At 29.5% G+C, this 13,537-nt stretch carries 10 protein-coding genes; 2 read left to right on the forward strand and 8 right to left on the reverse strand.

Features of this window, described 5'->3' with window-relative positions:
* Positions 1-25 precede the first annotated feature (25 nt).
* The 4 genes from EVJ46_08195 to EVJ46_08210 form a co-directional block, all read right to left on the reverse strand.
* Entirely contained in the window at positions 26-1,795 is a 1,770-nt protein-coding gene (locus EVJ46_08195; protein RZD16157.1) for a DUF1887 family protein, read from the reverse strand.
* A gap of 111 nt (positions 1,796-1,906) precedes the next feature.
* Entirely contained in the window at positions 1,907-2,404 is a 498-nt protein-coding gene (locus EVJ46_08200; protein ID RZD16158.1) for a DUF1874 domain-containing protein, read from the reverse strand.
* Positions 2,405-2,738: 334 nt separating this feature from the next.
* Complete coding sequence (locus tag EVJ46_08205; GenBank protein RZD16159.1) at positions 2,739-3,143, reverse strand: hypothetical protein; 405 nt, start codon at positions 3,141-3,143, stop codon at positions 2,739-2,741.
* 86 nt (positions 3,144-3,229) lie between these two features.
* Positions 3,230-3,886 (reverse strand): porin family protein, encoded by a 657-nt coding sequence (locus EVJ46_08210; GenBank protein RZD16160.1) that lies wholly within the window; start codon positions 3,884-3,886, stop codon positions 3,230-3,232.
* A 457-nt stretch (positions 3,887-4,343) separates the two neighbouring features.
* Between EVJ46_08210 and EVJ46_08215 the strand changes: the two genes are divergently transcribed.
* Positions 4,344-5,507, forward strand: coding sequence for a CRISPR system precrRNA processing endoribonuclease RAMP protein Cas6 (locus tag EVJ46_08215; protein ID RZD16161.1), 1,164 nt, complete (start codon positions 4,344-4,346; stop codon positions 5,505-5,507).
* 331 nt (positions 5,508-5,838) lie between these two features.
* Here EVJ46_08215 and EVJ46_08220 read toward each other — a convergent pair whose 3' ends face one another.
* Positions 5,839-6,747: a hypothetical protein gene (locus tag EVJ46_08220; protein RZD16162.1), complete on the reverse strand. Its 909-nt coding sequence runs from the start codon at positions 6,745-6,747 to the stop codon at positions 5,839-5,841.
* A 745-nt stretch (positions 6,748-7,492) separates the two neighbouring features.
* On the opposite strand from EVJ46_08220, the gene EVJ46_08225 reads away from it, so the two are divergent.
* Positions 7,493-8,884 carry a cobalamin biosynthesis protein gene (locus EVJ46_08225; protein ID RZD16163.1) on the forward strand — a complete coding sequence of 464 codons (1,392 nt, stop codon included), beginning with the start codon at positions 7,493-7,495 and terminating at the stop codon, positions 8,882-8,884.
* 170 nt (positions 8,885-9,054) lie between these two features.
* Here EVJ46_08225 and EVJ46_08230 read toward each other — a convergent pair whose 3' ends face one another.
* The 3 genes from EVJ46_08230 to EVJ46_08240 form a co-directional block, all read right to left on the reverse strand.
* Positions 9,055-9,510 carry an acyl-CoA thioesterase gene (locus EVJ46_08230; GenBank protein ID RZD16164.1) on the reverse strand — a complete coding sequence of 152 codons (456 nt, stop codon included), beginning with the start codon at positions 9,508-9,510 and terminating at the stop codon, positions 9,055-9,057.
* A gap of 140 nt (positions 9,511-9,650) precedes the next feature.
* Positions 9,651-10,037, reverse strand: a complete 387-nt coding sequence (locus tag EVJ46_08235; GenBank protein RZD16165.1) for a response regulator — start codon at positions 10,035-10,037, stop codon at positions 9,651-9,653.
* Between the two features lie 179 nt (positions 10,038-10,216).
* Positions 10,217-13,384, reverse strand: coding sequence for a response regulator (locus EVJ46_08240; GenBank protein RZD16166.1), 3,168 nt, complete (start codon positions 13,382-13,384; stop codon positions 10,217-10,219).
* Positions 13,385-13,537: the final 153 nt, after the last annotated feature.

Here is a 13,537-nt window from a genome sequence, read left to right on the forward strand (position 1 = left end):
ACTAAAAATAATTATACTAATAGAATTATAGATATTTTTTTATTTCATTCTTTAGATTTTTTATACAAACTGGATTAATTACAATTGCATTTAATTCATTAGCTCTTTTTTTAACTGCGTCCTTTATAGCAGGAAAATATGGCTGATTTGCATATTCTGAGTTACAGTTTTCCGTCTTTATATTATTTTCTGCTGCGTTGTTTCTATCTGTAATCCCGTCATCTTGCTTATCAAGTATATTATCTGCCGCCGTGCTGACTAAAAAACTTTTAGTAGCAAGACGTCCAACTTTATCTTGAATGGAATAAATTTTATAGAATATTTCGGAATTAGCGTCATGTTTTTGCTGTAAAGATTTGCATTCAATCATATATATTTTATTCTTTGAAGTGAATATAACATCTATTTCATTATCTGTGCCGTTTTTTTTGCTTAAAGAGGCATTTATCGCTGCATCATCTATTATTCCTTCATCCTTCAGGCTATTTATTTCATTGAAACAAAATTCTTCAAGCCATCCTCCTGTTAAAAAATCGACAGTGTCTTTATTTATTAAGATTGTGCCGACGATTTTTATATTGGAAGTATTTGAAATAGAATCATCAGAAATTACTCTTTGGATATCAACTTTGCAAATGTTCATTTTTTCAAAACTGAAGAATTTTTTTAGTAGTTCAATTTTGATTTCAGTATCTTTATTTTCTTCAAAACTTTCTTCAAAACTTTCTTCAAAACTTTCCTTGTTTTCCATTGATATGCCGGTATTCTTCCCAGATTTTTCCACCTTTTTAGATAACTCTTCTTCTTTTGCTGCTTTCATCGCAACTTCTTCTATGACTTCTTTTACAGCTTCTTTTTTTAATTTTACAGTTTTTTTATCAGATTTAGCAGATGTCGTCAGCGTAAAATCTAAATTCAATGCAAGTTCTTTGTTTTTAGACAATTTCTTTTTGTGTTCTTTTTCATTGCGATATTGTATCAATAATATAAAAAAATTTGATAACAGTTGTTCAATTATGCTGTTTGCTGCAAAATTATCGTCAAAATAGTTATTGATAATCCATTTTGCAAAATTTTCGTCTTTTTTTGATCGTATCTTAATACTATCCAAACAATCAAAATTTGTTATATCGACATCATATGCTTTACAATATTCAAATAACGACAACCTTCTTTTTATTATTAGTTTTTCTTCATTGCAATCAGAACAGTTAAATTGCGATATACTGCGGGTTTGGTTTGTTTTGCCAGTATTGTTAATATTATAATTATTATCGTCATAGTTGTTATTATCGCATAACAGCATTTTTTTCGACAATTCTGACAGATTGGCAGGAATAATTTCGATAATATTTTCGTCTATAGGCATATAAACTATTTTTTTTGTTTTATTGTTTTGCCTCATTGCTTCAAATAATGCAATAGACATTATCTTTGTTCCTAAAGTTATATTTATTATAAATTCATCAAACTTAGAACCATTTTCATATATCCAAAAAGATAATTTTTCTATAGTGTCTAAAATTGAATCTTCTTTTACGATAATCGTATAATGTTTTATCTCATTTGCTCTATCTGCTCTATCGGATGCTTCGTTGTAGTAATAACTATTAATACTTCTGCTATTTTGATTAATTGCTTTTATTGATTCTAATGTTGCATTTACCTTATTTATTTTTTCCATTTTATCGGTTGAAATAAATAAGACGGCATCAGGTTTAAAAAAATCCGTACATAAAATATTCGGAATAGTCTGTGCGCTGACTAACGTTATAAGAAGCGAATTATTTGGCATAAGCGGGTATTCTCTTAATTTTATATATAATAATTTTAATTTAATTCATTTAATTATGAGTCATTTTAATAACTGTCTGACTGTTAATTATCTAACCGTTATTAATTTTACCTACTTCACAACAACTAAGAACCACCTTATAGAACTTCCTTCAGGTAATTTTATCACCCCTTCAGGCAGCCTTTCGCCGTAGTATTGGGCAAGCAGCAATTCATCGTTTTCATTTAACTGTAATGTCGTCCTGTTCACTTTAATAGGAAAACTTAATATATTTGAAAGCAATTCTGCTGTTGAGGCGTGACCTATCGCACTTTTATATTTTCCAGATGCAATTAATTTTGAAGCATCGGCAGTGGTTATTTCTTCTATTTTTATTTCTGCCGGGAAAGTTTGAAGCATATTTATAGAAAAAGCATTGCAGAGATATTTGGAACTAGTTATTTCGATAGATTTAATTGTTTTATCTGACGTTTTATTTGATATTATCGATGACATAACTGAAATATTAATTCTTATTTTATTTATTTTATTTATTTTGTTTATTTTTTTTATTTTATGTCTATTTAAGCTTATATTTTTACTTTTTGATAGCAAAAAACCCCTAGACATTTTTATTGTCTCATAAATGTTACAATATTAATGTGCTGCTGATAATTATGAAAGATTCGAGTTGATAAGCTATGTCATATTAACAAAATAAATTAATAAACTATAACGCTATACTTTAGTATTATACATAAAATATGCTAATAAATATATATTATATACAAAATATACAAATAAATATATAAATATATAAATATTTTGAATGCAAAAAAAAATAAAAAGTTTTAGCAGGTTACACCATCGTTGTTAATCAATGAATATTATCAATAACTATCATAGCCGACCGCTAAAACTTTCTATTTTTTAATTCAATTAAATTCGTACAATTTAATGATAGTTACATACCTAAAGAGATACTGTTAGCAGAATTACTGAACGCATAATTTTTTACTATACCTTTTTTATTAAATAGAATAACAAGAGTTTTTTTATGTCCCTTTACATCTTTTGCAAACCAATTTACTACCGGTATATAAGCTGCAACTGTATCATGGTCATGCTGATATTCGTATGTCCACATTAAATCATCTTTGCTATTAAAAGTAGTTTTATCAGGGTCTCCGAACATCTGCCTAATTTGAGATTCGGTAGTTTTGCCTTTTATTATTTTTCTTGAAAGCGTATTATTGGACTGATTTGCAATCCTGCCGTTTCCAATTCCGTCTGCGCAGCCTGAAAGAGCTACTGCAGACATTACCAATACTAAAGTCAGCAATAAAAACATTTTTTTTGATTTTTTCATTTTTTCCACTTTCCTCCTGAAAATTATAGTCGGTTCCGTTTGCAAAACTTAAAAAGTTATTATGAATTATGCTTATAACTATGCTACTAAAAATTATAGTCGATTCCGATTGTAAAACTGTTAACTTTATCACTGTCAGACAATGCTCCGCCGAAATATTGAGCGGTTAATCCCCATGCAGGATTAAATAAATATTCTACGCCGGCGCCATACATTAAGCCGCCTTCAGAACTCATACTTGATACATACTGAGCATCATCGCATTCAGTATCTCCCTCAATGTCAAAGCATTGCGTACCGGTGCTTGAAGTACCGACAAAAGCGTAATCTATATAGCCCAATTTAACAAAAGGCATAAAATTATGATATGCATATCCACCTTTTAAAAATATTCCATAATATGCCGAATGAAGACTTGCGTTTCCGTAAGAGTATGAATATGAGCCGTTGTCCGCATAGCCTAATAATAAACCTCCGCCTATAACTATCTTATTCATGTTGAAATTTTTGCCTAACGTGATATTGTAAGTCCCTCCAGATTTAGAAGATATTCCGCTTATTGACGTATCTGCAATTCCACCGTTCAGACTGACATAATATCTATTAAAATAAATATTCGATGCAAACGCAGATTTTGCAGAAAACATAAATAAAGCAAATAGTAGAAGTGAAATTGAAACTGCATACCGCTTCAATGCCGCCGATTCAATTTTTTTTAAATCTTTTTTCGTTTTTACCAACATAGTTTTAGTTCCTCCTAAAAAATAATTGAATTAAAGATTAAATAAATTTAAAAAATTAAGTTAAAATAATTGAATTAAAGATTAAATAAATTTAAAAAATAAATTTAAAAAATTAAGTTAAAATAATTGAATTAAAGATTAAATAAATTTAAAAAATTAAGTTAAAATAATTAAGTTAAAAAAATTAAGTTAAAATAATTGAATATATGTAAAATTAAATATATATAAATATGTTAGCTGTCAGCTTTCATTAAGACAGTAATCATATTTATTTATATACTAATAAAACTTTTTGCATTTGTAATTAAAAACAACATTGTTTTTTTATTATAATTATTTTATAAATTTACAATCTTAGAAATTTACGATACAATTGCTTGTATGCTTTTGTGTATGCAGTATATGCAGTCGCATTAAAATCATAATTATAAGTTATAAAATATCAGCGGATTCTCTTATGAATGAAAAAATTTCAGCAATATTAAATGATTTTAAAATAGCAAAACTGAATTTTGAAATAAAAACTGAAAATGACACCTTGCTTCCTGACTACAAAGGTTCTACTTTTAGAGGCGTTTTCGGACATATTTTTAAGGATGTAATGTGCATTTCTTATGAAAATGAGTGCGAAACCTGCAATTTTAAGTCTGTATGTATGTTTAAAAAAATTTTCGACTCGCCTCCTCCTTCAAATTCATCAAGATTAAAAAATTATTCGTCCCTTCCTCATCCTTACATTATAGAGCCTCCTTTAGAAACTAAAAATTTTTATAAGAAAAATGAAATAATAAAATTTTCGTTGATTTTAATAGGACAGGCTATATCTTTATTTCCTTATTTTGCATATTCTTTCGGTTTAGCAGGCAGACGAGGCATCGGAAAAATGAAGCAGGGCAAATTTTCTCTTTTTAACATAATAAATGATAAAAATAAAGAAAAGTTATACGATTTTAAAAAAGAAGAACTGCTGCCGCTCAGAAATTACTATACTGTTAAAGATTTTATAGAAAAAACAAAAGACTGCTGCTGTACAGGAAACAGCGGCATAGCAAAAGACAGCGGCAGCAATGTTTTGAAACAATTTGTGCCGTATGATACAATAGGCTTAAAAACAGATAGAACTGCGATATCGGCTGAAAATAATAATAATCAGCTATATAAATGCAGTAATATTTCAAAAAAAGAAATCTTTTCTGTTAATCTTGATTTTATAACGCCTACAAAAATAATCTTTAATGAAAAAATAGTTCAAAATTTAGAATTTCATGTATATATCCGAAACTTGCTCAGAAGAATCTCTAATCTTAACTTTTTTCACTGCGTCAATAGCGATAACAAAAAAAATGAAATTAATGATAATCCTGATAATAATATAGATTTTAATTATTATATAGAAAAGGCATACGGCGTTAGGGCAAATAATAATCTAAAATGGAAATCAGTCGACAGATATTCCAATAGACAGAAAAGGCATATGAAGATAAGCGGTTTTACCGGAAAAATTTCATTTGAAAACGTCGGACAAGAATTTTTATGGATTATAAGAGTCGGTGAAATAATACATTTAGGAAAAAACACAACCTTCGGTAACGGAAAATATGAAATAGATTCTATTATTTAACGACGAATACTTACTGTTGTTCCTTAATCCTGCAATAGAAAATATTTATGCATTTCTTTGCTCGGTTAAGCGAAATATAAGTAAAAAGTAAAAAGTAAAAAGTAAAGTAAAAGGTGTCAGACACCTTTTCCGAGTAGATAACTTTCTATTGCAGGATTAAGACTGTTGCTCACCATACCATATTCTGTTTAAGAGTGATATAATGAAAGGATATTTGTATATTCGACAACATTTGTTGCTCACCATACTCTATTCTATCTTAGAGTGAGAGCTAATTTAAATACGGAAAACTGCAATTTTTATTTTAAGCGATAGCTGCAATTTTTATTTGTTATTTTTTATGATTAAAAAAATTTGATAATAGATTTTTTATACCTTTATTTCTCACCTCTTGTTTTTCATTATTATCTTCGTTTTCAGTCAAAAGGCTATCTTTAATATTAGAAACATTATTAATATTGGAAACAGCGGCAGAGCTGACGTTTTTGTCTGCTCTTTTATTATTTTTTTTGAATTTCTTGCCGTCGTCTTTCATAATATTAATAGATACAATCAAATCCCCTTGCGTACCTCCGAATGCCCCAGCGTCTCCCAAGTTTTCAAATTTTATCTTATTATCGTTTTTCAAATCAATTATATTAAAATTCAAATTGCTTTCAAACAATTCTCTGATGCGGCTATTTCCTTTACATTTTTTGCACTTGTATAAGATTATATCGCCATAACCGTCGCAATTCTGACAAATATCTTTAGCGTTGGTCTGCTTATTTATAACCAGACCTGAACCGCCGCAATTATCACATTGTATTATCTTAGTATTCGGCTCTTTTCCTAATCCGCCGCAATTTGAACATTTGATAAATCTTTCATATTCTACTTTTTGGTAAATTGCTTTATTTTCTGAGGAATCCTGCTCTCCGTCAGACATTATTTCTTCCTGACGCAAGGACAGTTCTAAATTGATATCGCCGCCGTCTCTGACTCTAGATCTGTAGGCAGTAATTTTTTCTTCACTTATTAATTTTAATTCATGTAATCTTTCATTATACTGTCTTCTTTTATTGCTATCGCTAAGGACTTTATATGCTTCATTAATATCGATAAATTTATTAAGACTTATGTTTTCGGAAAAATTATTTTTATCAGGATGATATAACTTAGCCAATTTCCTGAATTGTTGTTTAATGGTCTCATCTTCGGCATCTTCAGGCAGCTCAAGAATCTCATAATAATCTTTCATATATATGTATGTATATAATTATAAACGGTTACGTGCGCTATAAAAGTATAAAAAAGAATAAACAAATACGATATTATACAAAATAAAACAATACACTATAATAAACTATAATAAAGCACACTACAATAAAATGCAGTAGAATAGAACACACTGCAATATGGTACAATATCGGATATAATACAATAAAACCGATATTGCGCAAGAGATTAAGTATTATAAAATATTTATAAAAAAGAATTTTTATATAAAATTTAATTTAATATAATTACAACAAATTGTCAACTATAATCTATTTTTTTGTAAACTGCAGACTGAAATTATCTTTAATCCTGTAATAAAAAGTTATCTGCTCGGAAAAGGTGTCAGATTAATTTTTTTGCAAATATTTTCTTTGTTAATTGAACTACTCCATATGCAAAAAAAATAAAATCTGACACCTTTTCCTTATATATATTTTGCTTAACCTATTAAAGAAATGCATAAATATTTTTTATTACAGGATTAAGGATTATTATAAGCCCTTACTTTAAAAAATTATTGTATTTATTATTTGAATAATTTAACATAAGATTCATACTTAAAATTAAATCTGAACATCATAATGTTATAAGTATACGGAGACTATTAAATTAAATACTACCCAATTTTTTGTCTAAAAATTTAATTAATCTCCTTTTTCGAATACACTAAAGATATTAAATGACATATAATGTTTTGTCACTTTCGCATATATAAAGGATATTAAATGACATATAATATTTTGCCGCCGTTTCAGTTCTGCCGAATAATATTGTTTTCTGCTGTAATTCTGTCTTTTTTGTATGAATATTATATTACAGGAAAACTTCGCTATCGTTTCCATATTCTAAATATTATCGCCTATATCGTAAAATTTTTAGAACGTATTATGTATAATTTTTCCAATAAATATCTTGGTGGTGTATTATTTACAATTTTATCGCTCCTAATAGCGGCGTTTTTGTCTGTAATTATCGGTTTTATACTGGCTCAAATTTCGATATGGCTGCTGGTCATTTTTTTTATTTTTATATTGTCATCGTTTCTTTCTTCAGGAGGTTTAAACCATGCAGCTCTTACTGTGTACCACGATTTAAAAAATGACGGCATATCACGCGCAAGAACCAATCTGAAAGCTCTTGCCGGACGCGATAGCGAAAATATGAATGAATCTGAAATTTCAAGAGCTGTTGTGGAATCTGTTGCAGAGAATACGGGCGACGGAATTGGTTCTCTCGTATTTTATACAGCAGCAGGATTTGCTGTCGGGCGTCTGTCCGTATCTTTCGATTTTTACGATAGATACTGCGCTAAATCTGCCGCTTTCCTATCTTCTTTATTTTATTATTTGATGGCTACTTTATACGGCATTGCCGGTGCCGGTTTACCGTCTATTAATATGCATGGTATAAATTTTAACGGTTATAGCGGAAATAACTGCGGCATTATTCTTACAAACATGCTGATTTTCGGCATAGCAGGCGCTGTTATATATAAGACTTCAAATCTTATGGACTCATTAGTAGGATATAAAAATAAAAAATATATAAAATTTGGAAAATTCTCGGCGAGATTAGATGACGTATTAAATTATGTACCTTTTAGAATAACGGCTGTATTTATGTTATTTTCATTAATAATACTTAATTTTTTTTACAAAAATAAAAAATCGTATAACAATAATCAGTATAAAAATTTAACTAATAATAATGCCTGCCGCGTATATGAAAATAATAAACCCGACAAAGATGATAAGAGCAAAGATGATAAGCATGAAAATAATCATTTAAAAAACAAAAGAGGTTCATATTATAACAAATTATATAATTATAATAATAATTACGATTTTAACAATGCCGTAAAATCATGGCGGAAATTCAGAAAAATGCATCCAAGTCCTAATGCCGGACAGTTGGAAGCGATAATGGCAGGCGCATTAAAAGTACGACTCGGAGGTACTAATTATTACGGCGGAATTGAGAGCAATAGACCTGTCATCGGTTTTGAAAATTACGATTACGCAAATACCGAAGATATCATGAAATCGTTGAACATTATGCGTATAACATCGATAATATTGATCATATCGCTGTGTTTTGTTGGATTAATACTATTTTAATTATATTAACTCAACTTCACCATAATTATCAGCAACACATCAACATTGCTATATTTATGGGGCAACAAAATGTCTATGGAGACTATAAAATAAAAAAAATAATAACATTAATGTGTTATAATTAATCCATTTTTAGTCTATTCAATTAATTAATTAATTAATTGAAATAATTAATTAACCGAAAATTTCTCAAAATCATTAATGGCGTTTCTGAGATATGAAGGTATTCTTTCAGGTTTAAAGGTGTTTTTATCAACACAAACCAGAACAGTGAATCCGCGGACTATTTTACTTTCAGAGTTATCATCGTTAATTTTTGTAATAAGATATATAAAATTAAAACTTGAATTTTTCATGTACTCTACTTTTGTATATATTCTTATAGTATCGTCAAATCTTGCTGGAGCGATATAGGTACAATTTGATTCAGCAACTACAAAATATAGCCCGTTTTTTTCAACATTTATATAATTAAAACCCAATTTTTTAATATATTCCGTTCTGGCAACTTCAAAAAAAACAAAATATTTTCCGTAATAAACAACAGACATAGAATCTGTTTCTTCATATCTTACCTGTAATTCTGTGAAAAATTTAAAATCATTAATCTCAGGAATTAAACCCATTAATATATTTCCCCATTTTTTAATTAATTTATCTTATTTAATTATTTAATTATGCTAATTTTATTTAATTTAATCAATAAAATAAACAAAATTGACTGCGCATTGAACAATATCGATGCCGTATATAAAACTTTTAAATTTTACAGATGTAAAAAATTTTCAATTTTTTCAAATAATATCTTTCTATCGACAGGCTTTTCTATAAAATCGTTAAAACCGAGGGACAGCAGATGTTCTTTATTTCCTTTCATAGCATGAGCCGTAACGGCAATAACCGGAATTTTTGCAGTTTTTTCCGATTGCTTTAATCTTTTAAATACCTCCATGCCGTCTATTCCAGGAAGACCAATGTCTAAAAGTATCAGAAAGGCATCGCTGTTGCTATTGATTTTTTCAACAGCTTCGAATCCGTCATAAGCTTCGATGATATTAAAATTAAAAGGTTCAAGCATTGCCTGAATCAAATCCATATTTATTTCATTATCTTCTACTATAATTATTTTTTTATTATCGGATGATAGGTTCATGATAAACCTTATTATATTTTATTATTATTTTTTTATTAATTATTAGCTGTCACGTTAGCTATCAACTATTAAATTGCTATCAAAATATTGATTGACTGCAATGAACTGATAAATATTTACGCTATTATAACTTTTTGCTATTTATCATCGTGAATATTTTTAAATATTCTTATTATTTTTTAAACCTCTTTAACAATATTCCCGCCTGCGCTTTTAAGCTCGCACAATTTATTGAATATTTTGGATATAATTTCTTCAGGGGTTTCTCCGTCTTCGGGATAAGACGCCACGACAAAAGTCGCCGTCAGCAATTTAGAAGGCAGTTCTTCTTCTTTATAAAACGGATATTCTTTTATTGAAGACAAAAATCTATTAGCAACGTATAAAGCCGGTTCTTTTAAAGTATTATTAAGTATAATAGCGAATTCATCATAGCCGAATCTCACAACAACGTCTGAACCTCTTAAAGATTTTTTAAAAATATCGGCAATTTTTTTAAGCGCAATATCTGAATGAAAACTGCCGACTGTATCATTATAGTTTTTGAAATTATCTACATCTATAAGTATAACGCTGAAAGCTATCTGGTATCGTTTAGCCCTGTTAATTTCCTGAGCAAGTCTTATATTGAAATAGTTATGGTCTAATAAACCGGTTACATCGTCAAATAAGCCGGCTTTATGGGGATAGATAAGTTCCAATTCCCTGATAGACCTTGTAAGTTCCTCGGAAGAGAATATTCTTTTTCCTATTACTCTGTCGATATTATTTGAAAGCCGCATACGTTCTTCAACGGTTAAATCTTTAGATGTTATTATAAAAATCGGTATCTGCGATGAAACCGGATGTTTTTTAATGTTTTCCGCCACTTCAAAGCCGTTGACGTCTGGCATTATAAGGTCAAGCAGTATTAAATCAGGTTTATATTCTATTGCTAATTTTAATCCTTCGTCTCCTGTATAGGCATGCAGAAGATTAAATCCTGCCGGCTCGAGAATTTTTGCAATCATTTCATGCGTTATTTCTTCATCGTCTATCAATAAGATATTTACCTGTCTTTTTTTTCTTTTCGTGGTAAGCGTAAACTCCGATAATGTTTTTATGAGGGTTTCCCTGTCAATCGGTTTGACAAGATAATCGGTAGCTCCGAGAGCGTATCCTAAATCTTTATTATCAATCATGCTGGTAATTACGACCGGGATGCTTTTTGTTATGTCGTCAGATTTTAAATCGCTTAAAACTTCCCATCCGTCTTTTTTCGGTATCATCACATCTAAAAGAATTGCAAATGGTTTATATTCTCTTGCTTTTTCAACCGCTTCAATTCCGTCATAGGCATGAATTACAGAATATCCTGATTTTATAAGATTTACCGTAAACAGCTCAGAAGTCGGCAAATCGTCTTCTACGACTAAAACGACAGGTTTTCTCTTTTTGCCGAAATCGTCTCTGAAAGTATAATTTATGTTTGCGCGCTTATTTAAAACAGAACCGCCGCCGGCAGTATAAGCGGTATTATACTCTATTTCATCAGAATTATCTGAACTTTTATTTCTTTTGTTGTCCGAGCTATTATCGTAGCAGTTTTCAATCTTACTTCCGTCTTCCGATGTCATTCCAATGTTTTTGGATATTTCCGACGTATTCAGAAGACTTTCGGTATCAATTGCGTTTGGTATGATAACAGTAAAAATTGTTTCCTCATTCTCGACAGACTGAACGTTAATATATCCGCCGTGAAGTTCAACTATTTTTTTTGACAGAGCCAGACCAAGACCGGTTCCTTCAAATTTTCTTGAATAGCTGTTGTCTATCTGCACAAATTCGTCAAAAATAGTTTTCAGCTTATTTTCCGGAACACCTATTCCTTTATTTATAATATCTAACTGCAGATATTCCAGAGAACTTTTTTTAGCTCCGCGTTCAGAGTATTTCTGTTCTGCGTATTTCTCTTCCTGCGCTATACCCTGTTTAATTTCAGGAATATTTTTATTGCAGACAATTTTAATAGCCGAATTTTCAAACGAAAACTTTATAGCATTGCTGAGCAGATTATAAATGACCTGCTTAAATTTTATTCTGTCGCCGTAAAGCCTGTAATTTTCATTTCCGTTATATATAATGCTTAAGGAAAGCATTTTCTGGTCGAATAGCGATTTCAAAACGGTATTTACCTCGTCAAAAACCTCTTTCACCGAAAAAATTGAATAGTCCAAATTAAATTTTCCGGCTTCAATCTTTGCTATATCTAATATATTATTTATCAATTGAAGAAGATGCTTGCCTGAAACCAATATATTATTAATATATTTTTTATGCTTATCCGTTACATCGGAAGAATCAAGCATGAGGTCGGAATATCCTATGATAGCGTTTAGAGGGGTTCTTAATTCGTGAGACATATTTGCTATAAACTTTGATTTTAATTCATTTGCTTTTAACAATTCTTTATTAGTCAATTCTAACTGTTTAGTGCGCTCTATAATTTTCTGTTCAAGATTTTCGTTCAGATTCATCAGTTCTTTTTCATATTTCTTTTTTTCCGTTATATCTTTAGAAATTCCTATTGTTCCTGTTATTTCTCCTTTATTATTATTTGAAATTGAAGAGATTGTAAGAGAAATATTTACAAGAGTGCCGTCTTTCCTCTTCAGGACGGTTTCATAATTTTGCACAAAATGTTCGCTGCGCAGCCTGTTTAAAATTTCATCGCGTTCTATTTTATTAGAATACAGGTCAGATGCCTGCGTACCGATAATATCTTTTTTTGAATATCCTAATATCGTCTCTCCGCCTTTATTAAACTCTGTTATTTTGCCGTTTTTATCCGTAACCATTATCATATCAAATGAATCGTCAAGAATATTTTTAAAATAGTCTTTCTGATTCCTGAGCTGATTTATTATAGATTCTTTATCCATATGCGCTTTATGTCTGTCGTAAAGCAGATCCCATATTAATTTAGCGCTCGTGGAGTCTATTATTTCGACGTTAAATTTTTTGCCGTTATTATTATAATCCTGATTATAGGCGGTGTTCAGAGTAAAATTAATATCGTATATATCTTTAAGCTCCGGTATTCTATAAAAAGGCTCACCGGTAAGATTAAAGATAATATTAAAATCCAGATTGTTATCTAAGGCTTCTTTTATTGAATTTAAGCATTTAATATTCAGTCCATTCGCATATTGAACGCCCTCTTTCAGCATATTCCTTGAAACTAATGCGGCAATTTCAATATTTTTATCGTTATGGAGCAGCTCGATAACAGATTTTGCGGCTTTACCGCCGCCGTAAATTAAAATTTTAGCCATAAATTCTTTCATAAAGTTTGCTTTTTTAATCATATTTTAAATTATTGTCTGGATGGCGACTTTATTTCTCCTTTAGAAAATTTTTTAATTATCGGAACTTTTTAACTTAATTAAAATTAAAACTTATCTATAATTTTTATATTTTTATATCTTTCTAATTTTTATATATTGATTAAAACTTGCCAA

Source organism: Candidatus Acididesulfobacter guangdongensis (assembly GCA_004195045.1).
Lineage (GTDB): Bacteria > SZUA-79 > SZUA-79 > Acidulodesulfobacterales > Acidulodesulfobacteraceae > Acididesulfobacter > Acididesulfobacter guangdongensis.

Excerpts from the sequence above, each read along its gene's own strand:
- EVJ46_08240 (RZD16166.1), bottom strand. The coding sequence starts at position 13,384 with ATGATTAAAAAAGCAAACTTTATGAAAGAATTTATGGCTAAAATTTTA.
- EVJ46_08195 (RZD16157.1), bottom strand. The coding sequence starts at position 1,795 with ATGCCAAATAATTCGCTTCTTATAACGTTAGTCAGCGCACAGACTATT.
- EVJ46_08200 (RZD16158.1), bottom strand. The coding sequence starts at position 2,404 with ATGTCTAGGGGTTTTTTGCTATCAAAAAGTAAAAATATAAGCTTAAAT.
- EVJ46_08225 (RZD16163.1), top strand. The coding sequence starts at position 7,493 with ATGACATATAATATTTTGCCGCCGTTTCAGTTCTGCCGAATAATATTG.
- EVJ46_08235 (RZD16165.1), bottom strand. The coding sequence starts at position 10,037 with ATGAACCTATCATCCGATAATAAAAAAATAATTATAGTAGAAGATAAT.
- EVJ46_08205 (RZD16159.1), bottom strand. The coding sequence starts at position 3,143 with ATGAAAAAATCAAAAAAAATGTTTTTATTGCTGACTTTAGTATTGGTA.
- EVJ46_08230 (RZD16164.1), bottom strand. The coding sequence starts at position 9,510 with ATGGGTTTAATTCCTGAGATTAATGATTTTAAATTTTTCACAGAATTA.
- EVJ46_08220 (RZD16162.1), bottom strand. The coding sequence starts at position 6,747 with ATGAAAGATTATTATGAGATTCTTGAGCTGCCTGAAGATGCCGAAGAT.
- EVJ46_08215 (RZD16161.1), top strand. The coding sequence starts at position 4,344 with ATGAATGAAAAAATTTCAGCAATATTAAATGATTTTAAAATAGCAAAA.
- EVJ46_08210 (RZD16160.1), bottom strand. The coding sequence starts at position 3,886 with ATGTTGGTAAAAACGAAAAAAGATTTAAAAAAAATTGAATCGGCGGCA.